The organism is Kitasatospora sp. NPDC088779 (genome assembly GCF_040685395.1).
GTDB lineage: Bacteria > Actinomycetota > Actinomycetes > Streptomycetales > Streptomycetaceae > Kitasatospora.
Genome location: NZ_JBFBHW010000002.1, coordinates 26,215 through 52,752 on the forward strand (window position 1 = coordinate 26,215; position 26,538 = coordinate 52,752).

The window sequence follows — 26,538 nt, forward strand, 5'->3', positions numbered from 1 at the left end:
TTCCACGCCGGGCCGGTCTAGGCAACCTTCGGCACACCGAACGTCCGGGATGCGGACAACCGAATGAGACGTCGGGTGGCTCGGAGGCTCTGTGAAGCCTCTGTGCGGGTGCAGTGCCGAACCGGGGGCGCGGTGTCGTCAGACCGGGTCGCGGCGGCGCCAGGACCGGGGTGCGGCGGCGTCAGGTCCGGGCCGGGGCGCGGTGGCGACGGGCGGCGGCGTGCTCGACGAGCGCGACCAGGAGTTCCTTCCCGTCCTCCCGCAGGCGTGCGTCACACAGCAGCACGGGAATGTCCGGGTCGAGGTCGAGCGCGTCGCGGACCTCGTCCGGGGAGAACCGCTCGGTGCCGTCGAAGCAGTTCACCGCGACCACGAACGGGATGCCGCGCTGCTCGAAGAAGTCGACCGAGGGGAAGCAGTCGGCCAGCCGCCGGGTGTCCGCGAGCACCAGTGCGCCGAGCGCGCCGCGGGCCAACTCGTCCCAGACGAACCAGAACCGGTCCTGCCCGGGCGTGCCGAACAGGTACAGCGCGAGTCCGGGCCGCAGGTCGATCCGGCCGAAGTCCATCGCCACGGTGGTGGTGCGCTTCGCCTCCACGCCCGAGGTGTCGTCCACCGGGCGGCCCAGCTCGCTGAGCTCCTCCTCGGTGCGCAGCGGTCGGATCTCGCTCACCGAGCCGACCAGCGTGGTCTTGCCCGCGCCGAAGCCGCCCGCGACGAGGATCTTCACCGCGACGGCCGGGCCGCCGCGCCAGCGCGGGTCGTTGGCGCGACCGCCGGAGCTGTGGCCGACGGGGGTGCCGGGAGTGCCGGGAGTGCCGCCACCAGAGGTACCGCCGGCGGCGGCGCGGCCGTCGTGGTCAGAGCGCACGGAGTCCATTGATCACGTCTCGCAGCAGGCGCTCGTCCGGCAGCTCGGCGAGCGGAACGGGTCGGGTGACGCTGATCAGCTCGGCGTCGTAGAGGTCGCCGAGCAGCACCCGGACGACGCTGACCGGCAGGTCGGTGTAGGAGCCGAGTTCGGCGACGGACAGCGGCTCGCGGCGGCACCAGGCCAGGAGGGTCTGGTGCTCCGGGTCGAGGACGTGCGCCGGCACGGCCCCCGCGTTCGGCCCGGGCTCGGCGGCGGTGATCAGCGAGATCAGGTCGAACAGGCCGTCCTCGACCGGCCGGGTGCGGCCGCGGGTCATCGAGTAGAGCCGCACGACCGGGCCGGCCTCGTCGTCGAACCAGCGGTCGTCGGCAGGGGCACGCGGGTGGAGCAGGTCGGACTCGGCCCCGTCCTGGCCCATCTGCTCCGCCACCTCCCCTGCCGTACCTGCCGTCCCGGCCGACGCGGCCGACGCGGCCGAGCCGCCCGGCTCGGGCCGCCCCGCCGCCTCAGCCTTCGGATCCGCCATCGGACCACTCATCTCCCCGGCGGCGCGGCTTCGGTGCGCGGCTCGGCGGCCAGGTGCTCGCCGACCCGCTTGACCAGCAGCGCCATCTCGTAGGCGATCTGGCCGATGTCGGCCTCGGCCTCGCTCAGCACGGCCAGGCAGCTGCCGTCACCGGCCGCCGTGATGAACAGGAACGCCTCGTCCAGTTCCACCATCGTCTGGCGGACCCCGCCGACCTTGAAGTGCCCGCCGGCGCCCTTGGCCAGGCTGTGGAACCCGGCCGCGACGGCCGCCAGGTGCTCGGCGTCCTCGCGGTCGAGGTCGCGGGAGGCGCCGGTGGCCAGGCCGTCGCTGGAGAGGATCACGGCGTGCCGCAGGGCCGCGACGCGCCCCACCAGGTCGTCCAGGAGCCAGTTGAGGTCCCCGGACGGCTGCGTCGAAGTGGTCATGAATCAGTTCCTTCCGATGGAGCGGGTGGTGCAGGTGGTGCTGTTGGTACAGGTGCTGCCGATGGTGCAGGTGTTGCCCATGGTTCAGGTATTGCCCTTGATGCAGGTGGCACGGGTCGTGCCGTGGGTGCGGGCGCCGGGTTCCGCCGGACGGGCGGGCCGGGCGGCACCCGACGGGCGAGCGGCGCCCGGGCACCGTCCGACGGCGCGGACAGCGCCGCCGGGGCGGGTGCCGGACTGATCGCCCGCCGGGCGGGGTCCGGCGGCTGCCAGACGGGTACGGCGGCGGGTCGGGCACTCGCCGGGGCCGACCCGGACGTGGCGGCACCGCGCCCCCGGGTGAAGCCGCGCTGGAACGAGGCGAAGGTGGCCCGCGCCTCCTCGGGCGAGCGCTCACGCGCCCGCTCGGCCTCCTGGGCCTCCCGGGCCCGGCGGGCGGCGAGCGCGGCCTCGTCCTCGGGCCCGTGGTCGGTCCGGTCCCGGAGGCGCTCCTTCAGCTGTTCCTTGAGCTGCGGCGCGAGGTTCGCCTGCCGGACCCGCCGGGGCAGCCCGCCCTCGGTCCGCGGGCCTGCGACCAACGGCGGGTCCGCGGGCCCGTCGAGGACGGGAGCGGCCGTGGTCGGCTCGTCCCGACGGTGGCGCCCCGTCGCCGCACCGTCCTCGGTGTCCCTGGGCGGCGCGGGCACCAGCACCGGCCCGCCCTTGGTCCGCGAGGCCCGTCGCGGCAGCCCGCCCGGCGTCCGGGCAGGCTCGGACGTGGACGGCCGGGGACCGCCGCTGCCCCGGTGCCGCTCGTCCTCCCCCGCAACGGAACCGGCCCCGGACCCGGCACCGGCAGCGGCCCGAGCCGAGCCCTCCGCCGTACCGCCACCGCCACCACCGAGCGCGGGCACGGCGATCAGGTCGCGCTGTCCGCGCCGGACCGGGGCGGAGCGCTGTCCGGTGGGCGGCGGCTCGGGCAGGCCGTCCGGCGCCTCGGCGAGCAGTTCGCGCGGGATCAGCACGACCGCCGTCGTCCCGCCGTACGGGGACGGGCGCAGGTGGACCCGGATGCCGTGCCGCCGGGCCAGCCGGCTGACCACGAACAGGCCCAGCCGGTCGGTGTCGGCGAGGTCGAACTCCTGCTCCACAGCGAGGCGTTCGTTGATGTCGGCGAGGAGTTGATCGCTCAGCCCGAGCCCGCGGTCGTCGATCTCCAGCGCGAATCCGTGTGGCACCACCTCACCCTGGACGGTGACTTGGGTGATCGGCGGGGAGAACACCGCGGCGTTCTCGACGAGTTCGGCGATCAGGTGGGTGACGTCCGCGACGGCGCTGCCCAGCAGGCCGGTGCCGGGGAACGGCCGGACGATCACCCGGGCGTAGTCCTCGACCTCGCCGACCGCCGCGCGGACCACGTCCACCATCCGGACCGGCTTGCGCCAGGCGCGCCCGGGCGAGCCGCCGGCGAGGATGATCAGGCCCTCGGCGTGCCGCCGCATGCGCGTGGTGAGGTGGTCGACCTTGAAGAGGTCGGCCAGCTCGGTCGGGTTCTCGGTGCGGCGCTCCATGGTGTCGAGCAGGGTGAGCTGGCGGTGCAGCAGCACCTGACTGCGCCGGGCCAGGTTGACGAACACCGCCGAGACGCCGCGCCGCAGTTCGGCCTGTTCGACCGCCGCCTCGACGGCGGCCCGCTGGACGGCGTTGAAGGCCTGGCCGACCTGGCCTATCTCGGCTGCCCCGAAGCGTAGTTCGGGCGCCTCGGCCGCGACGTCCACCGCCTCGCCCCGGCGCAGCCGCAGCATGACGGAGGGCAGCCGGGCGCCGGCCAGTTCGTTGGCCGCGTTGCGCAGTCCGATCAGTTCGCGGGCGAGGCCGCGCCCGATCCGGAAGGAGATCAGCACCGACAGGACGACCGCGACCAGGCCGATCGCGCCGGCGATGCCGCCCCGCCAGAGCAGCCCGATCGCGGCGGACCGTTCGCGCTCGCCGATCCCGTTGGCGATCCGGGTGTTGATCGAGGTGAGGTCACCGAGCGCCCGGTCGGCGGTCTCCCGCCAGGAGTCGCCGTTGATCGCCTGGGCGACCCGCTCGGGGCCGCCGGCGCCGACGAAGTCCGCTTCGGCGCGGGCCAGCGCGGCCCAGGCCTCGCCCCCGCGCAGGGCGATGTAGTCGGACTGGTCGGCGGGTTCGAGTTCGGCGATGTAGACGGTGAACAGGGCCTGCTGGTTGTGCAGGGCGTCCAGGGCGACCTGGTACTGCTCGGCGGTGGGCTTGGCGGCGCCGCCGCGCAGGCCCTCCATCGCCGCGTCCTCCTGCGCGAGGTATTCGCGGGCGCGCACCAGCTCGATCAGGATGGTTCCCTGGCGCGGGAGTTGGCCGGTCTGTCGGGCGACGTAGGCGGACCGGAAGCCGAACACCGGCTTGACCAGGTCGCTGTACTGCCCCAGCGCGAACTCCCAGTTGAGCGCGGAGCGGCCGACCTGCGCGCGCAGCGGTCCGATCTGGTCGGCGGCGGCGATGATCTGCAGGAAGCGGCCGCGCTGGGAGCTGGAGAGCTTGCCGCCCACGTGGTCCTTCTTCTGCCGCAGGACGTCGAGGCTACGATCGGTGGCGGCCTTGGCGTGTTCGTAGGCGTCCGTGGCGACCTGCGAGTTCGGGACGGCCAGTCGCTGGACGGCCGCGCGGCGCTCGTTCTGCAGATCGTCGGCGTACTGGTCGACCGGGGTCCCGAACTCCTTATACGTACGGCTGATCTCCAGCTGGCCCCAGACGTCTCCGGTGGTGGCGAAGGTCGCGTACACCCACAGCGCGGTGAGCGCGACGATGGGCACCAGGAGCAGCGCGATGATCTTCGCGCGGATCGAGCTGCTGCGCAGACGCATGGAGTCCTCGGTCGGGAAGTGCCAGGCGCGGACGGGGAGTGGTTCGGAGGAGCCGCGGGGCTCGGCCGGAAAAGGCTTGGGAAAGGGCTTCGGAAAGGACTTCGGGTGCGGGCTTCGGAAATCGGCTTCGGGGCTGGTCGGCGTGGACGGTGTGTCGTCGGATCGGGCCTGGCCGGGAGGCCCCCGGTCGCAGGTCTGCGAGAGCCTACTACGCCCTGACCACTCGTTCGAGGGTCGAACCAGTCCACTTCCCCGGCTTGCCCCGCACACGTCAGGATCGGGTCCCGGTCACTGCGGGCTCGCGTCCGGATCATCCGCCGCCGCCCGGTTTGCCCGATCACCGAACGCACGCGGTTCCTCCCCGGCGGCGACACCTTCCGCAGGGACCGGTGCCGATCTCGTCGCGTCACGGTCACAACCCTGGGCAGTGACAGGCCGATCCGATAGTTTCGCTCCACCTGCGCGGCCCGGCACCGCCGCCACGGCCTCCGGCGCCGACACCGGTTCCGGCGCGGGCAGTGCCGCCGCGAGACGCCAACGGGGGGAATGTGCGCGAGTTCACCACCCCCGCCGTGGCCGGGCCCGAGGCCACCGGAGGACTCGCCGACTCGCTGTACGACACCGCCGAACGCACACCGGACCTGGTGCAGCTGGCCCGCCGCGTCGGCCCGCCGGGCCCCGCTGACTCCGCCGGACCCGGCGGCCCCGCCGAGCACCGGGACGGGCACCGGTTCGGGCACCGGGGCGAGTGGCGGGGCGTCACCGCGCGGGAGTTCCGTGACGAGGTGCTCGCCCTCGCCAAGGGCCTGCTCACCCGGGGCGTGCGCTACGGCGACCGGGTCGCCCTGATGTCCCGCACCCGCTACGAGTGGACGCTGTTCGACTACGCGCTCTGGTCGATCGGCGCGATCACCGTCCCGGTCTACCCCACCGCGGCGGCCGAGCAGGTGCGCTGGATCCTCGCCGAGACCCAGGCGGTGGCCTGCCTGGTCGAGGACGAGGACGCCGCGATGACGGTCGGCGCGGTCTGCGACGCGCTGCCCGACCTCACCGGCATCTGGCAGCTGGACCGCGACTGCGTCGCCGCGATCACCGAGGACGGCCGTGACGTGCCCGACTCGCTCGTCCACCGCCAGCGGCTCGGCGTCACGGCCGGGAACGTCGCCACCGTCGTCTACACCTCGGGCACCACCGGCCGCCCCAAGGGCTGCCTGATCACCCACGCCAACCTGGCCGCCGAGGCCGACGCACTGCTCGGCGGCTGGCGGGAGGCCTTCCACGACACCGGCGGCGGACAGCCGTCCACCCTGCTGTTCCTGCCGCTGGCACACGTCTACGGGCGGGCCGTGCAGGTCGCGGCGATCCGCGGCGGCTTCCGGATCGGACACGTCCCCGAGGTCTCCACCGACGCCCTGCTGCCCGCGATGGAGTCCTTCCGGCCGACCTTCCTGCACGTCGTCCCGTACGTCTTCGAGAAGATCTTCCAGCAGGCCCGGCGGGCCGCCGAGGACGCCGGGCGCGGCGAACTCTTCGAACAGGCCCGACAGGTGGCCGTCGACTGGGCCGCCGCCCGGGAGCAGAAGGCGTTCGGGCGCGGACCCGGGCCCAGCCCCAAGCTGCGGCTGCGCCACCTCGCCTACGAGCGGACCGTCTACCAGCGGCTGCGGGCCGTACTCGGCGGCCGGGTGCGCAGCGTGATGTGCGGCGGCTCCGCGCTGCGCCGCGAGCTCGGCCTCTTCTTCACCGGCGCCGGCCTGCACCTGTACGAGGGCTACGGGCTGACCGAGACGTCCGCCGCGATCACCGCCAACCCGATCGGGCGGCAGAAGCTGGGCACGGTCGGGCATCCGCTGCCGGGCTCGTCGGTGGCCCTCGCCGACGACGGCGAGGTCTGGGTGCGCGGCGGCTCGGTCTTCGGCGGCTACCTCAACCACCCGCAGTGCACGGCGGAGTCCCTGATCGACGGCTGGTTCGGGACGGGCGACCTGGGCCGGCTGGACGAGGACGGCTACCTGACCATCACCGGCCGCAAGAAGGACCTGATCGTCACCAGCAGCGGCAAGAACCTGGCCCCGTCGGCGCTGGAGGAGCGGGTGGCCGCGCATCCGCTGGTCTCCCAGTGCCTGGTGGTGGGCGACGACCGCCCGTACGTGGCCGCGCTGATCACGCTCGACCCGGCGGCGCTGGCGCACTGGTTGAAGACGCACGGGCTGGAGCAGCTGGACCCGTGGGCGGTGCTCGCGGACGAGCAGTTGCACACCGAGGTCCAGCGCGCGGTGGCGGCGGCGAACACGGCGGTGTCGCGGGCCGAGTCGATCCGCGCGTTCCGGCTGCTGCCCCGCGAGTTCAGCCAGGACCAGGGGCTGCTGACGCCCTCCCTGAAGCTGCGCCGGGCGGCGATCGCCGAGTACTACGCCGATGACATCGCGGAGTTGTACGTCCCCTGACGGATCGTCTTGTCCCTTTTGCGGCGGGTGCGGTGGGCTTCGGTTCACCGGCCGTTCCCTTGACGGGCCGATTGGTCCAGTCCATTGTTTCTCCTCGGTCCGAGTGCGGCGCACCATCCGCTCCCGCCCCTCCGGGAGCACCCAGGTCCCGCGAGCCCGGTTCCAGGGGCCCGACCCAAGGCCCCGGTTCCAGGGTTCCGATTCCGCCACGCCCTCCCCACGGGCGTGTCCCCCACATGCAGGAGTCCTCTCGTGTCGATGTCCACGCGCCCGTCCGCGCGCCTGTCCACGCGCCAGTTCACGCGCCTGTCCGCGCGCCAGTCCACGCGCCAGTTCACGCGCCTGTCCGCGCTGGCCGCCTCCGTCGCGCTGCTCACCGCCTTCGCCGCCCCGGCGGCCTCCGCCGCCCCCGGGCCCGCCCCGGCCGGCGCCCCGAGCGGTCCGAGCACCCCGAGCGGCCCGACCGTCAACCTGGCCACCAACCCCGGCTTCGAACTGCCCGTCCCCGACCTCTCCGACTGGGGCGCCGTCCCCGGCTGGAAGTGCACCGGCGGCCCGGCCGAGGCCGCCGTCACCACCATCGCCGCGCACTCCGGCGCCTCCGCACTCACCGTCACGCCGGCCACCGCCGACTCCACCGGCGAGTGCGCGCAGACCGTGGCCGTCCAGCCCAACACCACCTACACCGCCTCGGCCTGGGTCCGCGGCGCCTTCGTCTACCTGGGCGCCACCGGCACCGGCAGGGATGTCGCCCCGGCCTGGACCGAGACCACCGGCGGCGGCTGGCAGCAGCTCACCACCCGGTTCACCACCGGCCCGAACGCGCACAGCGTCCGGCTCTACGTCCACGGCTGGTACCAGCAGGGCCCGTTCTCGGTCGACGACGTCCGGGTGGACGGCCCCGCGCCCGCCCCGGCCGTGGCCGCCGGATCCGCGCCCACCAGCGACAAGGTCGTCTTCTTCACTGTCGACGACGGCTGGCAGCGCACCCCCGAGGCGGAGAAGTTCATCGCCGACCACCGGCTACCGATCACCGCCTTCCCGCTGCCGATGCCGGCCGGCACCGACCCCGACTTCTTCCGACGCGTCACGGCCGTGCCCGGCTCCTCCATCCAGGACCACAGCGTCTCCCACTCCGACCTCAGCAAACTGCCACTGGAGCAGCAGCAGATCGAGATCTGCGACGCCCGCGACGCCATGACCCGCCAGTTCGGCACCACGCCGGTGGCCTTCCGCCCGCCGTACTTCGCCTGGAACGCCGACACCCTCCAGGCCGCCGCCAACTGCGGCATCCGCACCGTGCTCACCGCCGACGCGGACTTCAGCTGGGGCGCGTCCAACATCTGGCACCCGGGCCTGTTGCAGCCGGGCGACGTCGTCCTGATGCACTGGACCGACACCCTCGCCGCCGACCTCCAGCGCGCCCTCGCCGCCGCTGACGCGGCCGGGCTCAAGCCGGCCGGCCTGGTCGACTACCTGCACTGACGCGTCGCCGTCGGCGGGCTCCCCAGGGCGCCCGCCGACGGGGGCACCCACTCACCGGGCTCCCGTCCACCGGCGGCCGGGATCAGCCGAAGACGTGCGCCATCCAGCCGCGCAGGCGCTCGTCGAAGTCGGCGGCGCCGGTGAAGTCGTTGGCCGGGATCACTCCGCCCTCGGCGTCTTCCTGCTCCTCCCAGCCGGCGGCGAGGTACTCGACGTCGGCCCAGCCGCCCCGGAACAGCACCACGTGCAGCTCGCCGCCGGACAGCGGGTCCACGACCTGGACGCCGACGGAGTCCGGGTCCGCGACGCGGGCGCGGTCCGTCTCCAGCGGCTGCGGCCACGGGGCCAGGGCGTCGCGCCAGGTGAGCGCGCCGACCGTCAGGCCGGCGGCCCGCCAGCGTACGGCCCGGGCGGCGATCCGCTCGGCGGCGTGGTCGAGGTCGACGATGCGCTCCACGACGGCGTTCACTCCCCTTTCGTCGACGATCCCGGTCAGGGAACTTTCGTCGGCGATCTTGCTCGTTGACAGGGCGTCCGCGGCGTGGCTCTAATGGGGGCATGCAGCGTGGCGCCGGCCACAGAGTAGTGGGCCGGCCGGCCGCCGGGCGAGCACCTTTTATCCGAGGGACGATGCGCGATGAGTACTTTCTCCGCTGCCCTGATCTGACGTAGGCGGTCACCGCGGTGTCCGCGTGCGCGCCCATGCACCGCGTGTGGCCGTGACTCCCAATCCCTGTAGGAGACTTCACCCACACTCATGTCCACACCCATGTCCACGAACCATGTCAACCAGTTCAACCAGAGCGTCATCGAGGAGTTCCGCGCCAACGGCGGGCGGGTGGGCGGCCCGTTCGAGGGCGGCGACCTGCTGCTGCTCACCACGGCCGGGGCCGGCTCAGGCAAGGCGCACACCGTGCCGCTCGGGTACGTCCGGGCCGAGGGGCTGCTCCTGGTCGTCGCCTCCGCCGCCGGGGCGCCGGACCACCCGCAGTGGTACCGCAACCTGCTCGCCCGACCGGTGGTCCGGGTCGAACTCGGCTCCGAGGCGTTCGACGTGATCGCCGTACCCGCCGAAGGCGCCCGCCGGGAGCGGCTGTTCGCGGCTGTCGTCCGGCAGGCGCCCGGGTACGGCGACTACCAGGCGAACACCGACCGGGAACTACCGGTGGTCGTCCTGGAGCAGCCCGAGACACCCGCGCGCGAGGTCCGCAGCCTCGCCGACAAGCTGTTGGAGGCGCACACCTGGCTGCGCGCGCAGCTACGCCACGTCCGGGAGGAGGCGCACTCGCACATCGCGGGCCGACCGGCCGGCCTCGGGCTCCAACTGCGCCAGCACTGCCTCGCCTTCTGCGAGGGGCTGACGCACCACCACGCCGGCGAGGACGCCGCGATCTTCCCCGCGCTCGCGCGCAACCACCCGGAACTGGCCGGGGTGCTGGAACAGCTGGGCGAACAGCACCTGGTGATCGGGCGGATCAGGGAGGAGCTGGTGGCGCTGCTGGCCGGGATCGAGGTCACCGAACCGGACCGACTCCGGGCCGAGTTGGACCGGATGTCGGCCGAGCTGGAGGCGCACCTCGACTACGAGGAAGCGGAACTGCTGCCGACGCTCGCCGGGATCCCGTTCCCGCCGCTGCGGCCCGGTCCGGCCCGGGACTGAGACGCACGAATGCCGTCGGCCCCTCTCCCCGCGCTCGGGGAGAGGGGCCGACGGCCCGTGTGCCGGTTCGGCGGCGCCCTGAAGCGACGGCCTACCGGCGCGAAGCCGTTACGACTGGGTGAAGACCGGGAGGTAGCCACCGGATTGGCCGGCGGCCTTCGGGTGGTAGCTCTCGTCGACCGGCAGGGTGGCGCTGTTCAGCCAGGTGGTCTGCGAGCCGCAGATCTCGTGCTCGGTGAAGATGCTGCGCACGTCGCCGAAGCTGAAGCCGGCGTTGGCGACCCGCTTGGCGATGACCTCGTCCAGCGTGTCGGCGGCACCGTTGATCGCGGCGCGCTTGGTGTCACTGATGCCGAGGATGCAGCTGCCGCCGATCTTGTAGAGGTGCGGGTAACCCAGCACCACCACGTGGGCGTTCGGCGCCTTGGCGTGGATCGTCGAGTACACCTTGTCCAGCTGGGCGGGCAGGGTGTTGCGGGCGTAGTTCTGGGCCGTGCTGACGGCGCTGAGGCAGGTGCTGTCCGACTCCAGCACGCAGGTCTTCATGGTGTCGGCGAAGCCGGCGTCGTTGCCGCCGACCGACAGGCTGACCAGCGTGGTGCTGGAGCTCAGCGCGGAGAGCTGGTTGCTGAGGACGTCTCCGGTTCTGGCGCCGGAACACGCGACGAACGAGAAGGACGACGGCGAGTGCGCATTCTTCCACAGGTACGGGTAGGCGTTGGTGCTTCGCTTGCAGTTGCCGCTGTCGCTCAGGTAGCTGCCGGCACCGACACCGGCGGAGTAGGAGTCCCCGAGAGCGACGTAGTTGACGCTCGCCGCATTCGCGGATGACGCGGTGAACAACGTGGTCAGAGTGAGCAGAGCCGCTATCGCGGCAACGGACATGGCGCGAGCTGGACGGAGCATGGCACCTCCTGGTGTGGTATGGGTCACAGAAGTGATACCAGGCAGTAGGTGAACCGGGAAGCGCTCATGCCAAGGACATTGACGGGCTGTCCGACAACGCAGAAGTGAACCACCGTCCACAGGGCGTGAGTTGGCGCTGGTCAGCGCCGGTGTACGCCGACGGGCGTCGGTCATCGCGCGTAGACGGTGGTCGGTGAAAAAGTCAGCGAGTGGTCAGTTGGTAGTCAGGGCACGGCCAGGACACCGTTACGGCCCGGCCACCGCCGGGCCACCCGCCGTACGACGCGTCGCGGGGTGCCGGGGCTCGCCATGGCACAGCGCGCCGAGAACCGGCGCGAACCGGCGCGACACGAACCGACCCCGCACGAACCGACCCCGGGCGCAAGGGCGTCAGCGCACGCGGACTCCGACGCACGCGACTCCGGCTCGAAACCCTGACCACGGATCAGACGGACGGCGCCGGCACCCGGCAGCCCCTCCTCGGGCTACGCGAGGCCCGGGTGAGGCTCGCTCGGGCACACCGCATCCGGGTGGACGGCATCCGAGCAACCGGCGTCCGAGCACACCGCATCCGGATAGACGGCGCCGGGGAAGACCACGCAGCCCTCCACCGGCAGCTCCTCGATCGCCTCGTTCGCGGCGACCGGCACGCCGAGCCGGCGGGCGGCGGTGGCGACCGCCACCCGGGCCTGGCGCAGCCCGGGCGCGCCCCAGCCGAGCAGCTCGACGGCGAGTCCGGGCGCGACCAGCAGCCGCCGGTAGTGCCGGCCGGAGGCCGGGTCGGCCGCGCTCGGGCCGACCGCGCGCAGCGCCGCCGCCATCCGGACCCGCGCGCACTCGTGCCCGCCGTTGGCCGAGCCGACCCGGTCGTAGAGGTAACCGAGGTAGTACGGTCGGCCGATCACGGCCTGGGCCTCCTCGGCCGCCTCCCGAGCCAGCGCGGAGGCCGGATCCCCGGCGTCCTCCGGCTCCAGCGATCCGCCGGGGAGCGAGCAGATCCCGTCCCTGGGGTTGACCAGGGTCAGCACCCGCCCGTCGGGAGCGAACAGCCACCCCCAGGACTGCTTCACCGGCAGCCCCTCGGGCACCTGCTCGCCCGGCCGCCACGGCCACCCCGCCGTGGGACGCCGGCGCACCCTGCCGAGCAGCTCGGCGATCTCCGCGCTGTACTCGATCCGGCTCATGCGTCCCCCTCTCGCTGTCGGGCTCGCCGGACCGGCAGTGCGCGGGACGGACCTGCGGAGCACGGTACGGAGCGGAGCGGCCGGAGCGGCGGCGTGGGGCACCGCGCGCTCCTGCTGTTGATCTTCTCCGAATCTTCCCCGAACAGGCGGTCGATGAACAGTCCCCAGCGCCGCATGGTGGATGACAGGGGTGGAAACCCCCTGATCACCCCAGCGGCCCACCCCCCTCCCCCGGCCCAGCCGAGCCGGGCTCCGGGAAGCCCGGCAGCGGGAAGCCCGGTCGCGGGACCACCCCGGGCGGGAACGGCAGCCCGCGCGCCGCGTCGTCGGCCAGCTCGTCGAACACCTCGTGCACCGTCATCGGCCGCAACCGCCCGCCGGCCAGCGCCCAACCGCGCACCCACGGCCCGTCCGAGGCCGGGGCCCCGGGCGCCGGGACGCCCGGATCGCCGTGCAGCAGCAACGCCCCCGCCCCACCACCGGCGACCCCCGCCGCCAGCGTGACGCAGAACGCCTCGGTGTCCCGCCCGGCGGGGTAGAGGCCGCCCGCCTCCACACAGACCTCCACCGCCGAGCTGAGCTGCTCGCCGTCCTCCGGGCCGTGGCAGCGCAGCGTCAGCAGGTGGCAACCCTCCCCCGCGCCCTCGGCCAGCGCGAGGTAGGCCGACGTCACGTACCCCATCACCGCCGCCAGCCGCCGCTGCCCGTCCGGGTCGTCGCCGACCGCCTCCAGCAGGGCCACGCCCGCGACGGACATCCGCACCCGCGCCCGGTGGTCGTCCAGCAGGACCGGGAGCAGTTCGGCCAGCCGCTCCCCCGCGTAGACGAAGGGCTCCCCGGCCAGCTCCGGATCGCCCGCGTACGCGACCCGGGCGGCGGGCGTCCGGGGGTCGAGGCCGAGCGCCGTGCAGTAGTCCTCGTAGTCACCCGCCTCCAGGACCCGCAAGTGCACCTCCAGGCCCTGCGCGTGCAGGGCCCTCAGCTGCTCCTCCGAGCGCCGCAGGTACTCCTGGTGGGCGAGCCGGCCGAACAACCCGTACCGCGCGAGGCCGGCGAAGTCGGCCGCAGCCGCCGCCAGCGCGACCGCCACCGGCTGCGGCGGCGGAGCACCCCGGGCCCGCCCGCCGCGGCGCCCCCGCGCACCCGCCCCGCCCGCACGCCCTCCCGGCGGCCGGTCACCACCGGACGGCCGGGCCCCACCGGGAGCGCCCGGCCCACCGTCCGCCCCGGCCCGCCGCCCGGCGCGCAGCAGCACCCGCCGGCGGACCCGCGACCGCCCGAAGACATCCACGGCCCCGGAACACTCGGAACCCCCGGGGCCCCCACAACGCCCCGCACAACGCTCCGCAACCCCGGAGCCCTCACGACCCGACGACCACACCCGCATGGTTCCTCCCACCGACTAGCCCAGCACCGGACACCGCCGACGGCCCCGACCCCGGAACCGCCGACGTCGAGGAACATACACAGAGCCACTGACAATCCACCCCGAGTAATCGAACGCGCATGTCCCGAGACCCTCGGGTCTCCTGATCCGGACGGGACTGTCAGTACCGGACGTTAAGGTCGGGAACCATGCGACTGCTGCATACCTCCGACTGGCATCTGGGCCGCTCCTTCCACCGGGAGAGCCTGCACGACGCCCAGCGCGCGTTCCTGGACCACCTGGTGGACGTGGTCCGGGCCGAGCGCGTGGACGCCGTGCTCGTCTCCGGGGACGTGTACGACCGGGCGCTGCCGGGCCTGGACGCGGTCGCCCTGTTCGACGACGTGCTGCACCGGCTGGCCGGGCTGGGCGTGCCGACGGTGTTCATCAGCGGCAACCACGACTCGGCCCGCCGCCTCGGCGTCGGCGCCGGGCTGATCGGCCGGGCCGGCATCCACCTGCGCACCGACCCGGGCGAGTGCGCCGCCCCGGTGCTGCTGGCGGACGAGCACGGGCCGGTGGCGGTCTACGGGCTGCCGTACCTGGAGCCGACGCTGGTGCGCGAGCGGTTCGGGCTGGAGCGCGGCGGGCACGCGGCGGTGCTCGGCGCGGCGATGGACCAGGTCCGGGCCGATCTCGCGGCCCGCCCGGCCGGCACCCGCGCGGTGGTGCTGGCGCACGCCTTCGTCACCGGCGGGACGGCGAGCGACAGCGAGCGGGACATCGCGGTCGGCGGCGTCGCCTCGGTGCCCGCCTCCGTCTTCGACGGCGTGCACTACGCCGCGCTCGGCCACCTGCACGGCTGCCAGACCCTGGCCCCGCACCTGCGCTACAGCGGCTCGCCGCTCGCCTACTCCTTCTCCGAGGTGGACCAGCGCAAGACCATGTGGCTGGTCGACCTCGCGGCCGACGGCTCGGTCGCCGCCGAGCGCGTCGACTGCCCGCGCCCGCGCCCGCTCGCCACCCTGCGCGACAGCCTCGACGCGCTGCTCACCAAGGACGAGTACGCGCCGTACGAGCAGGCCTGGGTACAGGCGACGCTCACCGACGCGGCCCGCCCGAGCGAGCCGATGGAGAAGCTGCGCCGCCGCTTCCCGCACACCCTCCAGCTGCTCTTCGACCCCGAGGAGAGCGAGGCCGAGCCCTCCCGGTCGTACGCGGCCCGGGTCAGCGGCCGGGCCGACCTGGAGATCGCGGAGGGCTTCCTGCGGCACGTGCGCCCGGGTGCCGAGCCGGAACCGGACGAGCTGGGCTGGCTGCGCGCCGGGTTCGAGAGCGTCCGGGAGACCACCGACCGGAAGGCGGACCTGCCCCGATGAGGCTGCACCGGCTCACCGTCAGCGCGTTCGGCCCGTTCGCGGGCAGCGAGAGCGTCGACTTCGACGCGCTCGCCGCCGGCGGCCTGTTCCTGCTGCGCGGCGCCACCGGCGCGGGCAAGAGCAGCGTGCTGGACGCGGTCTGCTTCGCCCTCTACGGCGACGTCCCCGGCACCCGGCGGGCCAACCGGCTGCGCAGCGACCACGCCGAGGCGCGCAGGCTGACCGAGGTCCGGCTGGAGCTGACGCTCGGCGGGCGGCGGCTGCAGATCACCCGGCTGCCGGAGCAGCGGCGGCCGAAGAAGGTCGGCACCGGCACCACCGTCGAGCGGCCGCAGACCCTGCTGCGCGAGTGGGCCGCCGACGCGGGGGACGGCACGCCCGGCTGGCGGGCGGTGAGCAAGTCGCACCAGGAGGCCGGGGAGGAGATCCACCGGCTGATCGGCATGAACCGGGAGCAGTTCTGCCAGGTGGTGCTGCTGCCGCAGGGCGACTTCGCCCGCTTCCTCAAGGGCGACTCGGAGGAGCGCGGCAAGCTGCTGCGGCGCCTGTTCGACACCGAGCGGTTCCAGCACGTCGAGGGGTGGCTCGCGGAGCAGCGGCGCGTCCAGGAGGCCGCCGTCCAGGCCGGCCGGCGCCGCCTGCGGGATCTCGCCAGCAAGGCCGAGCAGGCGGCCGGCCCCGGCGCCGAGCCCGCAGAGGGCTGGGTGCCGGCCGAGGAGGACGCCGCAGACCTGACCGCCGGGGTGCTCGGCTGGGCGGCGATCCTGCGCAGCGGCGCAGCCGAACAGTTCACCGTCGCCGGGGAGGCGCTGGCGGGCGCCGAGGAGGCGCAACGCGCCGCCCAGGGCGAGCGAGCGGCCGCCGAGGAGCTGGCCGGGCGGCAGCACCGCCACCGGCAGGCGCTGCTCCAGGCCGACCGGCTGGCCGCGTTCGAGCCCGAGGCGGCCCGGGACGGCCGGCGGCTGGCGGCGGCGCAGGCGGCCGTCGGGGTGGAGTCCGCGCTGCGGCTGCACGAGGGCGCGGCCGAGGCGCACCGGCGGGCCCGGGAGGCCGAGCGTCGGCACCGCAAGGTGCTGGCCGGCGACGGCGACGGCGGCGCGGGCAGCGCGGCCGCCGGGGGCCCGGCGCTGGCCGAGGCGGGGGCCGCCGAGCTGGCCGAGGCCGAACGGGGCCTGCGGGCCGGGCTCGTCCGGCTGGAGGCCGCCGGGGCGGAGGAGCGGCGCTGCGCCGAACTCGCCCGCGAGCAGCGGAGCCTGGACGAGGAGCGCCGGCGGGCCGACGAGTTCGCCGAGGAGGCCGAGGACTGGCTGGCCGAGTATGACGAGCGGCTCGGAGGCCTCCAGGAGGAGCAGAACCGGGCCCGGTCGGCGGGCGCGCTGGTCGAGCAACTCGACGGCCGACGGGTCGAGTTGAGCACCCGCCTGGACGCCGCCCGGGAGCGCGACGGCCTGCGGGCCGAGATCGCCGCCGCCGAGCCGCGCGCTGCCGCCCTGCGCACCGCCGCGCTGGACGCCCGCGAGTACGGCCTCGGCCTGCGCGAGCGGCGGCTGGCGGGCATGGCCGCCGAGCTGGCCGAGCAACTGCGCGCGGGCGAGGCGTGCCGGGTCTGCGGCTCGCCCGAACACCCGGCACCCGCCGAGACCGCCGACGGCCGGGTCGGCGCCGACGACGAGGAGCGTGCCCGCCGGGCCCAGGCCGTCGCCGAACAGGCCTGGACGGCAGCGGACCAGGCCCTCACCGCGCTGCGGGTCCGCGAGGCGACCGCCACCGGCGCGGCCGGGCCGGAGGGTGCCGACGCGCTCGCGCAGGCCCTCGCCGAGCTGGACCGCGAGCACCGCGAGGCGCTGCACTCGGCGGAGGCGCTCGGCCGGGTCGAGCAGGAGATCGCCCGCTTGTCGGCCGACCAGGACCGCCGGCTCGCCGAGCTGCGCGAGGCCCGGGAGCGCGCCGCCGTCCGTACCGACCGGCTCCAGGCGCTCCAGCACGAACAGCACGAACTCGCCGCGCGGGTGGCCGCGGCCCGGGGCGAGGCGGCCTCCGTCGCCGCGCGGGCGGCCGCGCTGGAGCGGCTGGTCGAGCGGGTCGCCGCCGTGGCCGAGGCCTCGCGGGCCTGCGCGCAGACGCTGGCCCGGCTCAGGGACGCCGAGGGCGAGCTCGCCGAGGCCGCCGCCGCAGCGGGCTTCCCGAGCCCCGAGGAGGCCCTCGCCGTACTGCTCCCCCGCGCGGAGCGCGAGCGGCTGGCGGCCCGGCTGGAGCGGCACCGAACCGAGTCCGCCGCCGTCCGGCACGAACTCGCACTGCCCGATCTGGCCGAGGCCGCGGCCCGTCCGCCGGTCGACCTGTCCGCCGCCGCGGCCGCGCTCAGCGCCGCCACCGACCGGCTGGGCCGGGCCCACGCCGCCCGCTCGGCGGCCGCCGAACGGTGCGCGGCACTGGCCTCGATCGGCCGGCAACTGGCGGACCTCGCAGCCGAGTTGGCCCCGGCGCTGGCCCGGTACGGGCGGATCAACCGGCTCGCGGCGCTGGCCGCCGGCACCTCCACCGAGAACCGGCTCCGGATGCGCCTGGAGTCCTACGTCCTGGCGGCCCGCCTGGAGCAGGTCGCGGCGGCGGCCAGCGACCGGCTGGTCCGGATGTCCGGCGGCCGCTACACCCTGGTGCACAGCGACGACCGGGGCACCGGCAACAAGCGCTCGGGTCTGGCCCTGCGGGTGGTCGACGCCTGGACGGGCACCGAGCGGGACACCGCGACGCTCTCCGGGGGCGAGAGCTTCTTCGCCTCCCTCGCCCTGGCCCTGGGCCTGGCCGACGTGGTCACCGACGAGGCCGGCGGCATGCCGCTGGACACCCTGTTCATCGACGAGGGCTTCGGCACGCTCGACGAGCAGTCCCTGGAGGAGGTGATGGACGTCCTCGACGGCCTGCGCGAACGCGACCGGGCGGTCGGCATCGTCAGCCACGTCGCCGACCTGCGCACCCGCATCCCCGCCCAGCTCCTGGTCCGCAAGGGGCGACGCGGCTCGACCCTGGCCCTGGCCGGGCGGGAGGACGCCTAGGGACCGCTCAGGGGCACTGCCAGCGGTCTTGAGGCGGCCTTCCGGTGCCTTCTGGGCCCTGCATCGCCGCAGGTCAACGGCTTGCGGGCACTGTCAAGCCGGTGGCATTGCGGCTAGGGCACACTGCGTCGCATCAGCCCGAACAGGCCACCCGCTGGGCCTGTTGCCAGGTGCAGACCGGGCAGAGCGTGCTGCCCGGGTGGTCGGCGGGCAGTTCGGTCGGCTCCCCGCACAGGACGCAGTCGGCCCGCGGCCCGGTCGACGCCGGATCGCGCACCAGCGCCGCCTGCGCCGCCTGCACCCCGCCGTCGGGGGCGAACTCGCAGACCGCCGTGTCCTCGTTCCTCGCGCTGTCGCTCATGCCGCCTTCCTACTCCGCCCCCGGCCCCCGCCGCAAGGCGCCGCCGGCCCGAGCCCGACCCGAGCGCCGGACCGCCCCGCCCCACGCCCCGCCCCCCTCCGCCCCGGGCGACCCGCCGGCGGCGGGCCCGCGACGCCCGGCTACGGTGACCGCATGGCCACCGACCTCCAGCGGCGCCTGCTCGCCGCCCGCGCCACCGCGCCCTCCTACCCCGAGGTCGGCGCCACCCGCGGCGGCCCGCTGCCGGACGGCTACGCGCACCTGCGGCGGCGGGTGCACCTGGGCCGCGGGCCGCAGGTGCTGGCCCGGGCCGGGCGGTACGTGCTCGGCTGGGGAAGCCAGCTGGGCACCGGCTTCGCCGTGTACCCGCACGCGCCGGCCGAGCCGGGGTCGACGGTGCTGCTGCGGCTGAGCCTGCCGGGCGGCCGGTGGCCCCGGCTGGTGATCCCGTGCCGGGTGGTGTGGACGGTCGAGGAGCCGGATCGGATCGGCTTCGCGTACGGCACGCTCCCCGGGCACCCGGAGTGCGGCGAAGAGGCGTTCCTGGTGTCCATGGACGCCGCCGGCGAGGTGTGGTTCGAGGTGTCGGCGTTCTCCCGGCTGACCGCCTGGTACGCGCGGCTGGGCCGGCCGGTCGCGCTGCTCTGCCAGTACCTGGCGATCGAGCGCTACCTGGCCGCGGTGGCCGCCGCCGTCGCCGTGGCCGAGCCGGCCGGGCCCGCGGGCCCGGCCGGTCCCGCCGTCGAGTAGAGCGTCGAGTCAGCCGAAGGAGTGTCGGCCGAAGAAGTCCTGGCCGAAGGAGTGTCGGCCGAAGGAGCCTCGGCCGAGGGAGCCGGATCAGCCGAAGAAGGAGAGCCGCACGGTTCGGCGTGGATTGTCACCGTTGGTGTCGATCAGCACCACGGACTGCCAGATGCCGAGCGCCAGCTGGCCGCCGATCACCGGCAGGGTGGCGTGCGGGGCGACCAGGCCGGGCACCACGTGGTCCCGGCCGTGGCCGGGGCTGCCGTGCCGGTGGCGCCAGCGGTCGTCGGCGGGGAGCAGTTCGCGCAGGGTGGCGAGGAAGTCGTCGTCGCTGCCGGATCCGGTCTCCAGGACGGCGATTCCCGCGGTGGCGTGCGGGACGAAGACGTTGAGCAGGCCGTCGCGGCCGGCGGCCCGTTCGGTGAGGAACGCGGCACAGCGGTCGGTGATGTCGAGCGCGACCTCTCGGCTGCCGGTGGTGATCTCGAAGGTGGTGGTCTGGAAGAGGCCCTGGTGGGTGGAGTGGATGTTGTCCGCCATGGCGCCATCCTGACCCACCTCGGCGGGCCTCGCGCAGCACCTCGCCGACTCCGCCTGTGGGGGCGGCGAGGTGCACTAGGGTGAAAGGTTTAGACCACATCGGCCCAGCCGGGGCGGCCCCGGAGCCGGGTACGCCGAAGACCCGACGGTCCGTGTGGTCCGCCGGGTCGGGGTCCCGATCCGCATCGGGTGGCCCGGGAGGCCCCGGGCCGCGGAGCCGTGGGCCCCGAGCCGACGGGCGCTAGCCGCGCCCGCCGAAGAGGCTTCGCCGCAGCCGGCGCAGTGGCGTCAGCAGCGAGATCCGCGCGTGACGACGCTTGGCCGTCGGGGCGTCCGCGCCGCGCGGCGTCAGCTCCCTTATCAACCCGAGCGCCTCGGCGGTGTCCACCGCCGGGAGCGCGGGCGCGCCGAGCACGGCCAGGTGTCGGTCGATCCGACGGCCGGTCGTGCCGACACCGCACTGGATCGCCGGCACGCGGGGCCGAGTCCGCACTTGCATGTGTTCCATCAGTTTTCCCACCCCTACGAGGCGCCAGGGCCGTGAGGCGAAGACTATCCGCGATGGACGGCCTTCGCGCAACCGTCCTTGGTGTTGTGCCACCGTATCGTGCGGCGTCAACTGACGATGCACCAGGGGCCACCAGGCCGATCACGACTAGGCATCAATGATGGTGCACGACCGGCCATCTGTCAGCAGTACCCGGGGCACGGGCACGGCGCCCGGCCACGCGGCGCGCGCCGGGCGCACGCGACCCCGCACGCGTCCCTGCGGACGGTCCTGCCGGTGGTCCCGCGGGCGGCCCGCCGGTCCGCCCGAGAGCCATGAGGGATGCGGCGGTGGACACGACGCGGATGCCGCGGTGGATATAGGGGACAGCCGGGGCCATCGACAAAGCGACCGGTCGACACCTCCAGGCTTCATGAAGTGAACACATTCGAGGGATTGACTCCCGGCAATCCTCCAAGCAATATCTGTGAGAACACGTGCGCGCCCGCATCGCACCCGGGTGCGTGTTCGAGTGATGAAGAACTCCGGCTCCCGCGAGCCACTGCCCGGCCGCCTCGACGCTGCGGTGGCCAGGCTCGCGAGGTGCCCGGAAAGGCGGCCGGCCGTAGAGGGTCGGCCGGGCCGCCGCCAGGCTGCCGGTGCCGCCCCGTTCAGGGCCCGGCACCGGCGGTTCCGGGCTCAGGGGCGACCGTGGCCACGGCTCCACGGCAACCGGTCAGCCCGGCCGGTCACCTCGACCGATCACTCCGGCCGGACGTCCCCGCAGGTCGCACCCGGTGGATCGGTAGACTCGGCCAGCGTGCCCCTCCTCCTCAGCATCGTGCTCCCGGTCCACGGCGTGGAGCGGTTCCTGCCGCGCTGCCTCGACTCGATCCTCGGCGACACCCCCGCCACGGAGTCCCGTTTCGAGGTGATCGCGGTCGACGACCTCTCCCCCGACGCCTCCGGCGCGATCCTGGACGCCTACGCGGCCCGCGACCCCCGACTTCGGGTCCTGCACCTCACCGAGAACCAGGGCCTCGGCGGCGCCCGCACCGCCGCCTTGGCGCAGGTGCGCGGCGAGTACGTCTGGTTCGTGGACAGCGACGACTGGCTGCCCGAGCGGACGGTGGGCGCGATCCTGGACGAACTGGAGCGGGAGCAGGAGCGGCAGCGCGGTACCGAGGCGCCCGCCGACGTCCTGCTCACCGGCTTCACCCACGTCTACCCGGACGGCGGGACCGAGCCGAACCCCTGGCGCCACGTGCTGGCCGACTCCCCGCTGGTCGAGGGGTGCACGCTGGCCGAGCACCCGGCGCTGTTCCAGACCGTGATGTCGGTCTGGAACAAGGTGTTCCGCCGCGCCTTCCTGGAGGGCCTCGGCGTCTCCTTCGGCCGCGGCTACTACGAGGACATCTCGGTCACCTACCCCGCGCTGCTGGCCGCCGAGCGGCTGCGCTACCTCGACCGCCCCTGCTACTTCTACCGGCGTGGCCGGGACGGCGCGATCACCGCCACCGCCTCCCCCAAGCACGCCGACGTGTTCGCCCAGTACGACGCGATCTTCGCCTTCCTGGACCGCCCGGACCGCCCCGGCCGGCCCGTCCCCGACGCGCTGCGCACCCTGGTCTTCGACCGGACCGTCCGGCAGGCGCTGAACGTCTACGACACCCCCGGGCTGGTCCCCGTCGACCGGCGCAAGGACTTCTTCCGCCAGATCGCCCGGCACTTCGCCCGGCACCGCCCGACCGGCTACCGCTACCCCGGCGGCGTGCGCGGCGTGCAGTACCGGCTGGCCGCGCGCGGCGCCCGGATCGCGTACGCGGAGCTGCGCCGCACCGGGCAGCTGCCGCGCGAACTCAAGCGCGGGGCACGGGCGGTGGCCCCGGCCGTGAAGAAGGGCGTGCGCAGCGGCGCCCGGTTCACCGCGTACAACGCCTTCCGCCGGCTGCCGCTGGACGAGCACCTGGCGGTCTACGCGGCGTACTGGCACCGGGGTTACGCGTGCAGCCCGGCGGCGATCTACGAGAAGGCCAGGGAGCTGGCGCCGCAGATCCGGGGCGTGTGGGTGGTGGAGAACCGCAAGCAGGCCGCGGCCATGCCGCCCGGCGTGCCGTACGTGATCGTCAACACCCCGGCCTACCTCAAGGCGATGGCGACCGCCAAGTACTTCGTCAACAACGTCAACTTCCCGCGCACGATGGCGAAGCGGGCGGGCACCGTGCACGTGCAGACCCAACACGGCACCCCGCTCAAGGCGATGGGCATGGACCTGCGCGAACGCCCCGAAGCCGCCGAGGGGATGGACTTCGACCGGCTCCAGGAGGCCGTCGACCGTTGGGACTTCCTGGTCTCCTCCAACCCGCACACCAGCGAGCACTTCACCCGCGCCTTCCCCGGCCGGTACGAGATGCTGGACACCGGCTACCCGCGCAACGACCGGCTGGCCAACACCACACCGGACGAAGTGCGGGCCGTGCGCGAGCGGTTCGGGCTGCGGCCGGACACCACGGCCGTGCTGTACGCCCCGACCCACCGCGGCGACCAGGGCGGCTACGTGCCGCTGCTGGACGTCCGGGAGCTGGCCCGGCGGCTGGGCCCGGACTTCACCCTGCTGGTGCGCACGCACTACTTCCACACCGGCGGCCCGGGCGACCTGGCGGCGGGCGAGGGTTCGGCCGCGATCGTCGACGTCTCGGCCCACCCGACCGTGGAGGACCTCTACCTCGCGGCGGACGCGCTGGTGACGGACTACTCGTCGATGATGTTCGACTACGCGGTGCTGGACCGGCCGGTCGTGATCTTCGCGCCGGACTGGGAGGAGTACCAGCGGGTGCGCGGCGTCTACTTCGACCTGTTCGAGCAGCCGCCGGGGGCCGTCACGGTGGACCCGGACGGGCTGGCGAAGGCGCTGCTGGCGGGCGATCCGGAGCCGGCCGCGCGGGCGCGCTTCCGGGCGCGGTTCTGCCCGTGGGACGACGGCGGGGCGGCGGAGCGGGTGGTGCGCCGGGTGTTCCCGGTGGAGTCCTGAGGCGTCGCGCGGCGCTCCCGGAGCCCTGAGGACCCGGGTGGCACCGGGCCCGGCGCCGCCGGTACGGCGACCGGACCCGTCGGCACGCTCAGCGCTGGCGGGCGGCCAGGAACTCGTCGAAGGTCAGGAAGCCCTGGTGGTGGGTGTCCATGGCGTGGATCAGGGCCTCGGCCATCGACAGCGTCACGTCGTGGTCGCCCATCTCGTTCGCGACCAGCGCGTATTCGGCCGGAGTGATCTTGCCGTCGCCGTTCTTGTCGAAACGGTCGAACATGGCCTTGATCGCCTCGGTGGTCTCCATCGTGCCCTCCTGGTACTGCGGGGTTGTGCTCTGTTCGGACGGGCGTACCCTACCCGGCCGTGGTGCGCGCCACGGTCGCCGGGAGTGGACGGCCGCGGGGGTGGTTGTCGTAGTCTGCGGATCTGATTGCAGGCCCGGGCTCCTCCCGGGCGATCGTTCGTCCAGGGAGGGACCATGCTCGATCTCGCCACCAGGCTGGTGCTGAAACCCGTCTCACGCGGCATCTGGCGGCCGACCATCGAGGGCATCGAGAACGTGCCGCGCAAGGGCGGGGTCATCCTGGCCAGCAACCACCTGTCCTTCATCGACAGCGTGGTGATCCCGCTCACCGCCCCGCGCCGGGTCCACTTCCTCGCCAAGGCCGAGTACTTCACCGGAACGGGGCTCAAGGGCCGGCTCTCCAAGGACTTCTTCGAGGCGATCGGCGCGGTGCCGGTCGAGCGCGGCACCTACCGTTCCGCTCAGGCCTCGCTGGAGTCGGCGCTGGAGATCCTGGAGGACGGCAAGGCCTTCGGCATCTACCCCGAGGGCACCCGGTCGCTGGACGGCCGGCTCTACCGGGGCAAGACGGGCGTCGCCTGGCTGGCGCTGACCGCGGGCGTACCGGTGGTGCCGGTGGCGCTGGAGGGGCCTGAGCAGATCCTGCCGGTCGGCAAGCGGGTGCCGCGGATCAAGAAGGTGACCGTCCGGTTCGGCGAGCCGCTGCACTTCGACGAGCTGCACGGGCAGGCCCGCTCGCTGAAGGCCCGTCGACAGGTGACCGACGAGGTGATGGCGGCGATCCAGCGGCTCTCCGGCCAGGAGGTCGCGGAGAGCTACAACGAGGCGCCGAAGGCCGCGTAGGCCCCGGCCGCGCGCCGCACCGCATCACACCCCGCCACACCTCGCTACGTCACACCCCGCCACATCACGCCTCGCCGCACCCGCTCGGGCGCTCACACGTGTCCGAGCGCGGCCGGCTCCGGTACGACGACGGCCGGCTCCGGCGCCTCCCGGCGCAGCAGCGCCGCGTAGCGGCCGTCCAGCTCCACCAGTTCCTCATGGGTGCCGAGTTCGACCACCTCACCGTGGTCGAGGACGGCGATCTGGTCGGCGCCCCGGACGGTGGAGAGCCGGTGCGCGATGGTGATGGTGGTGCGGCCGGCGGCCAGGGTGTCCACGGCCTGCTGGACGGCCTGTTCGGTGCGGTTGTCGAGCGCGCTGGTGGCCTCGTCGAGGATCAGCACCGGCGGGTTGCGCAGGATCGTCCGGGCGAGCGCGAGGCGCTGCTTCTCGCCGCCGGAGAAGCGGTAGCCGCGCTCGCCGACCAGGGTGTCGTAGCCGTCCGGCAGGGCGGCGATGGTCTCGTGGACCTGCGCGGCCCGGGCGGCTTCGACCAGTTCGGCGTCGGTGGCCTCCGGCTTGGCGAAGCGCAGGTTCTCGGCGACCGAGGCGTGGAAGAGGTAGGTCTCCTGGGAGACCACGCCGACCGCGCGGGCCAGCGTGTCGAAGGACAGTTCGCGCACGTCCACGCCGTCGATGGTGACCCGGCCGCCGGTGACGTCGTACAGACGCGGGACGAGGTAGCTGAGCGTGGTCTTGCCGGAGCCCGTCTCACCGACCACGGCCAGCGAGCTCCCGGCCGGGACCTTGAGTTCGACCCCGGAGAGCGTCGGCCGCTCCTGCGCGGGGTCGTAGCGGAAGTCGACGTCCTCGAAGCGGACCTCGCCGCGGATGTCGGTCAGGTTCCGCGGCTTCGGCGGCTCGGCGATCTCCACCGGCAGGTCGAGGTACTCGAAGATGCGCTGGAAGAGCGCGAGCGAGGTCTGCACGTCCACGCCGGTGGAGAGCAGGCTGACGGTCGGGCGGAACAGGCCCTGCTGGAGGGTGACGAAGGCGACCAGGGTGCCGACCGAGACGATCGGCGCGCCGCCCGCCGCGGACAGCCCCGCCGCCCAGTAGATGACCGCGGGCATCGCGGCCATGACGATCTGGATGGTGTTCATCCGCCAGCGCCCGGCCATGCTGGCCCGCACTTCGAGGTCGGCCAACTGGTCGGACTGCCCGGTGAACTCACGGGCGAGCGAGTCGGAACGGCCCATCGTGCGGCCGAGCAGGATGCCGCTGACCGACAGCGACTCCTGGACCGCCGAACTCATCGCGGCCAGCTGCTTCTGCCGCTCGGTGGTGATCTTCTTGCGCTCGTTGCCGACCCGCCGGCTGATCCAGACGAACAGCGGGAGCAGCAGCAGCGAGACGACGGTGAGCCGCCAGTCGAGCGCGACCATGGCGACCACGGAGGCGATCACCGCGGTGAAGTTGGAGACCAGGCTGGTCGCGGTGGACGTCACGGTGGACTGCATGCCGCCGATGTCGTTGGCGATCCGGGACTGCACCTCGCCGGTGCGGGTGCGGGTGAAGAACGCCAGCGACTGCCGTTGCAGGTGGCTGTAGACGGCGGTGCGCAGGTCGTGCATGACGCGCTGGCCGACGGTGGTGGAGATCAGCGTCTGCAGGACGTTGAAGATGCTGTTCACCACGGCCGCGAGAACCATGCCGAGCGCGAGCAGGCTGAGCAGCCCGGTGCGGCCCTGCGGGATCGCGGTGTCCAGGACCGCCTTGAGCAGGAACGGCGAGACCACCGACACCACGGCGGAGGCGGCCACCAGCAGCCCGACGACGGTGAGGCGGCCCGTGTACGGGCGGAAGAGGGCGAGGATGCGCCGCCACTGGGCCGGCGGGCGGGGCTCGCCCTGGGCGCGTTCGGGCGGGGTCCAGTTGATGGTGGTGGGTCTCAAGGGCAAACCTCCGTGGGTGGGGCGGTCGGACGGCCGCCAGCATAGCGAGAATAGCTCATAGTTAGACTAGCTAATAGTGAGGCTGGATCTATTCCCACGGCGCCGCGACCGCCCGGCCTACC

The 26,538-nt window shown here is 74.0% G+C and carries 21 protein-coding genes; 8 read left to right on the plus strand and 13 right to left on the minus strand.

All coding sequences use genetic code 11. The features are described from left to right. Positions 1-181 precede the first annotated feature (181 nt). From AB0P03_RS01710 to AB0P03_RS01725, 4 genes are all read right to left on the minus strand, one after another. Positions 182-730 (minus strand): ATP/GTP-binding protein, encoded by a 549-nt coding sequence (locus AB0P03_RS01710; RefSeq protein WP_350875683.1) that lies wholly within the window; start codon positions 728-730, stop codon positions 182-184. A 130-nt stretch (positions 731-860) separates the two neighbouring features. Next, positions 861-1,400 carry a DUF742 domain-containing protein gene (locus tag AB0P03_RS01715; protein WP_363579305.1) on the minus strand — a complete coding sequence of 180 codons (540 nt, stop codon included), beginning with the start codon at positions 1,398-1,400 and terminating at the stop codon, positions 861-863. 8 nt (positions 1,401-1,408) lie between these two features. Next, on the minus strand, positions 1,409-1,828 hold the full coding sequence (locus AB0P03_RS01720; protein WP_063349983.1) for a roadblock/LC7 domain-containing protein: 420 nt from the start codon (positions 1,826-1,828) through the stop codon (positions 1,409-1,411). Beyond that, the gene (locus tag AB0P03_RS01725) at positions 1,825-4,692 is read right to left on the minus strand and encodes a nitrate- and nitrite sensing domain-containing protein (RefSeq protein WP_363627554.1); all 2,868 of its coding nucleotides are present in this window, start codon (positions 4,690-4,692) and stop codon (positions 1,825-1,827) included. The genes AB0P03_RS01720 and AB0P03_RS01725 overlap by 4 nt, the downstream gene beginning before the upstream one ends. A gap of 548 nt (positions 4,693-5,240) precedes the next feature. Between AB0P03_RS01725 and AB0P03_RS01730 the strand changes: the two genes are divergently transcribed. Together AB0P03_RS01730 and AB0P03_RS01735 are read left to right on the plus strand one after the other, a co-directional pair. Beyond that, complete coding sequence (locus AB0P03_RS01730; RefSeq protein WP_363579309.1) at positions 5,241-7,139, plus strand: AMP-dependent synthetase/ligase; 1,899 nt, start codon at positions 5,241-5,243, stop codon at positions 7,137-7,139. Between the two features lie 258 nt (positions 7,140-7,397). Continuing rightward, on the plus strand, positions 7,398-8,624 hold the full coding sequence (locus AB0P03_RS01735; protein WP_363627636.1) for a polysaccharide deacetylase family protein: 1,227 nt from the start codon (positions 7,398-7,400) through the stop codon (positions 8,622-8,624). An 82-nt stretch (positions 8,625-8,706) separates the two neighbouring features. On the opposite strand, the gene AB0P03_RS01740 is transcribed toward AB0P03_RS01735, so the two are convergent. Further along, a complete protein-coding gene (locus AB0P03_RS01740; protein WP_363627555.1) occupies positions 8,707-9,093 on the minus strand; it encodes a hypothetical protein in 387 nt (128 codons plus the stop codon). 300 nt (positions 9,094-9,393) lie between these two features. Here AB0P03_RS01740 and AB0P03_RS01745 point away from each other — a divergent pair, with 300 nt between their 5' ends. Further along, positions 9,394-10,284 (plus strand): nitroreductase/quinone reductase family protein, encoded by an 891-nt coding sequence (locus tag AB0P03_RS01745; RefSeq protein WP_363627556.1) that lies wholly within the window; start codon positions 9,394-9,396, stop codon positions 10,282-10,284. A 108-nt stretch (positions 10,285-10,392) separates the two neighbouring features. On the opposite strand, the gene AB0P03_RS01750 is transcribed toward AB0P03_RS01745, so the two are convergent. The 3 genes from AB0P03_RS01750 to AB0P03_RS01760 form a co-directional block, all read right to left on the minus strand. Then, on the minus strand, positions 10,393-11,169 hold the full coding sequence (locus AB0P03_RS01750) for an SGNH/GDSL hydrolase family protein (RefSeq protein WP_363579656.1): 777 nt from the start codon (positions 11,167-11,169) through the stop codon (positions 10,393-10,395). Positions 11,170-11,675: 506 nt separating this feature from the next. Next, a complete protein-coding gene (locus tag AB0P03_RS01755) occupies positions 11,676-12,374 on the minus strand; it encodes a hypothetical protein (RefSeq protein ID WP_363579315.1) in 699 nt (232 codons plus the stop codon). 205 nt (positions 12,375-12,579) lie between these two features. Continuing rightward, the gene (locus AB0P03_RS01760) at positions 12,580-13,464 is read right to left on the minus strand and encodes a hypothetical protein (RefSeq protein WP_363627557.1); all 885 of its coding nucleotides are present in this window, start codon (positions 13,462-13,464) and stop codon (positions 12,580-12,582) included. 485 nt (positions 13,465-13,949) lie between these two features. On the opposite strand from AB0P03_RS01760, the gene AB0P03_RS01765 reads away from it, so the two are divergent. After that, positions 13,950-15,119 carry an exonuclease SbcCD subunit D gene (locus AB0P03_RS01765; protein ID WP_363579319.1) on the plus strand — a complete coding sequence of 390 codons (1,170 nt, stop codon included), beginning with the start codon at positions 13,950-13,952 and terminating at the stop codon, positions 15,117-15,119. After that, positions 15,116-18,175 (plus strand): SMC family ATPase, encoded by a 3,060-nt coding sequence (locus tag AB0P03_RS01770; protein WP_363627558.1) that lies wholly within the window; start codon positions 15,116-15,118, stop codon positions 18,173-18,175. The genes AB0P03_RS01765 and AB0P03_RS01770 overlap by 4 nt, the downstream gene beginning before the upstream one ends. A 133-nt stretch (positions 18,176-18,308) precedes the next feature. On the opposite strand, the gene AB0P03_RS01775 is transcribed toward AB0P03_RS01770, so the two are convergent. Further along, complete coding sequence (locus AB0P03_RS01775; RefSeq protein WP_363627559.1) at positions 18,309-18,536, minus strand: hypothetical protein; 228 nt, start codon at positions 18,534-18,536, stop codon at positions 18,309-18,311. Between the two features lie 153 nt (positions 18,537-18,689). Between AB0P03_RS01775 and AB0P03_RS01780 the strand changes: the two genes are divergently transcribed. Further along, positions 18,690-19,286: a DUF1990 domain-containing protein gene (locus AB0P03_RS01780; protein WP_363579325.1), complete on the plus strand. Its 597-nt coding sequence runs from the start codon at positions 18,690-18,692 to the stop codon at positions 19,284-19,286. Positions 19,287-19,373: 87 nt separating this feature from the next. On the opposite strand, the gene AB0P03_RS01785 is transcribed toward AB0P03_RS01780, so the two are convergent. Beyond that, positions 19,374-19,820 (minus strand): YjbQ family protein, encoded by a 447-nt coding sequence (locus AB0P03_RS01785; RefSeq protein ID WP_350875241.1) that lies wholly within the window; start codon positions 19,818-19,820, stop codon positions 19,374-19,376. 241 nt (positions 19,821-20,061) lie between these two features. Beyond that, positions 20,062-20,328 (minus strand): hypothetical protein, encoded by a 267-nt coding sequence (locus AB0P03_RS01790; protein ID WP_063349971.1) that lies wholly within the window; start codon positions 20,326-20,328, stop codon positions 20,062-20,064. Between the two features lie 799 nt (positions 20,329-21,127). Here AB0P03_RS01790 and AB0P03_RS01795 point away from each other — a divergent pair. Beyond that, positions 21,128-23,338, plus strand: a complete 2,211-nt coding sequence (locus AB0P03_RS01795; protein ID WP_363627560.1) for a bifunctional glycosyltransferase family 2 protein/CDP-glycerol:glycerophosphate glycerophosphotransferase — start codon at positions 21,128-21,130, stop codon at positions 23,336-23,338. 88 nt (positions 23,339-23,426) lie between these two features. On the opposite strand, the gene AB0P03_RS01800 is transcribed toward AB0P03_RS01795, so the two are convergent. Beyond that, the gene (locus tag AB0P03_RS01800; RefSeq protein WP_363579329.1) at positions 23,427-23,639 is read right to left on the minus strand and encodes an EF-hand domain-containing protein; all 213 of its coding nucleotides are present in this window, start codon (positions 23,637-23,639) and stop codon (positions 23,427-23,429) included. A 174-nt stretch (positions 23,640-23,813) separates the two neighbouring features. Between AB0P03_RS01800 and AB0P03_RS01805 the strand changes: the two genes are divergently transcribed. Then, complete coding sequence (locus AB0P03_RS01805) at positions 23,814-24,482, plus strand: lysophospholipid acyltransferase family protein (RefSeq protein WP_363579331.1); 669 nt, start codon at positions 23,814-23,816, stop codon at positions 24,480-24,482. Between the two features lie 92 nt (positions 24,483-24,574). Here AB0P03_RS01805 and AB0P03_RS01810 read toward each other — a convergent pair whose 3' ends face one another. Next, positions 24,575-26,416, minus strand: coding sequence for an ABC transporter ATP-binding protein (locus tag AB0P03_RS01810; RefSeq protein ID WP_363579333.1), 1,842 nt, complete (start codon positions 26,414-26,416; stop codon positions 24,575-24,577). Positions 26,417-26,538: the final 122 nt, after the last annotated feature.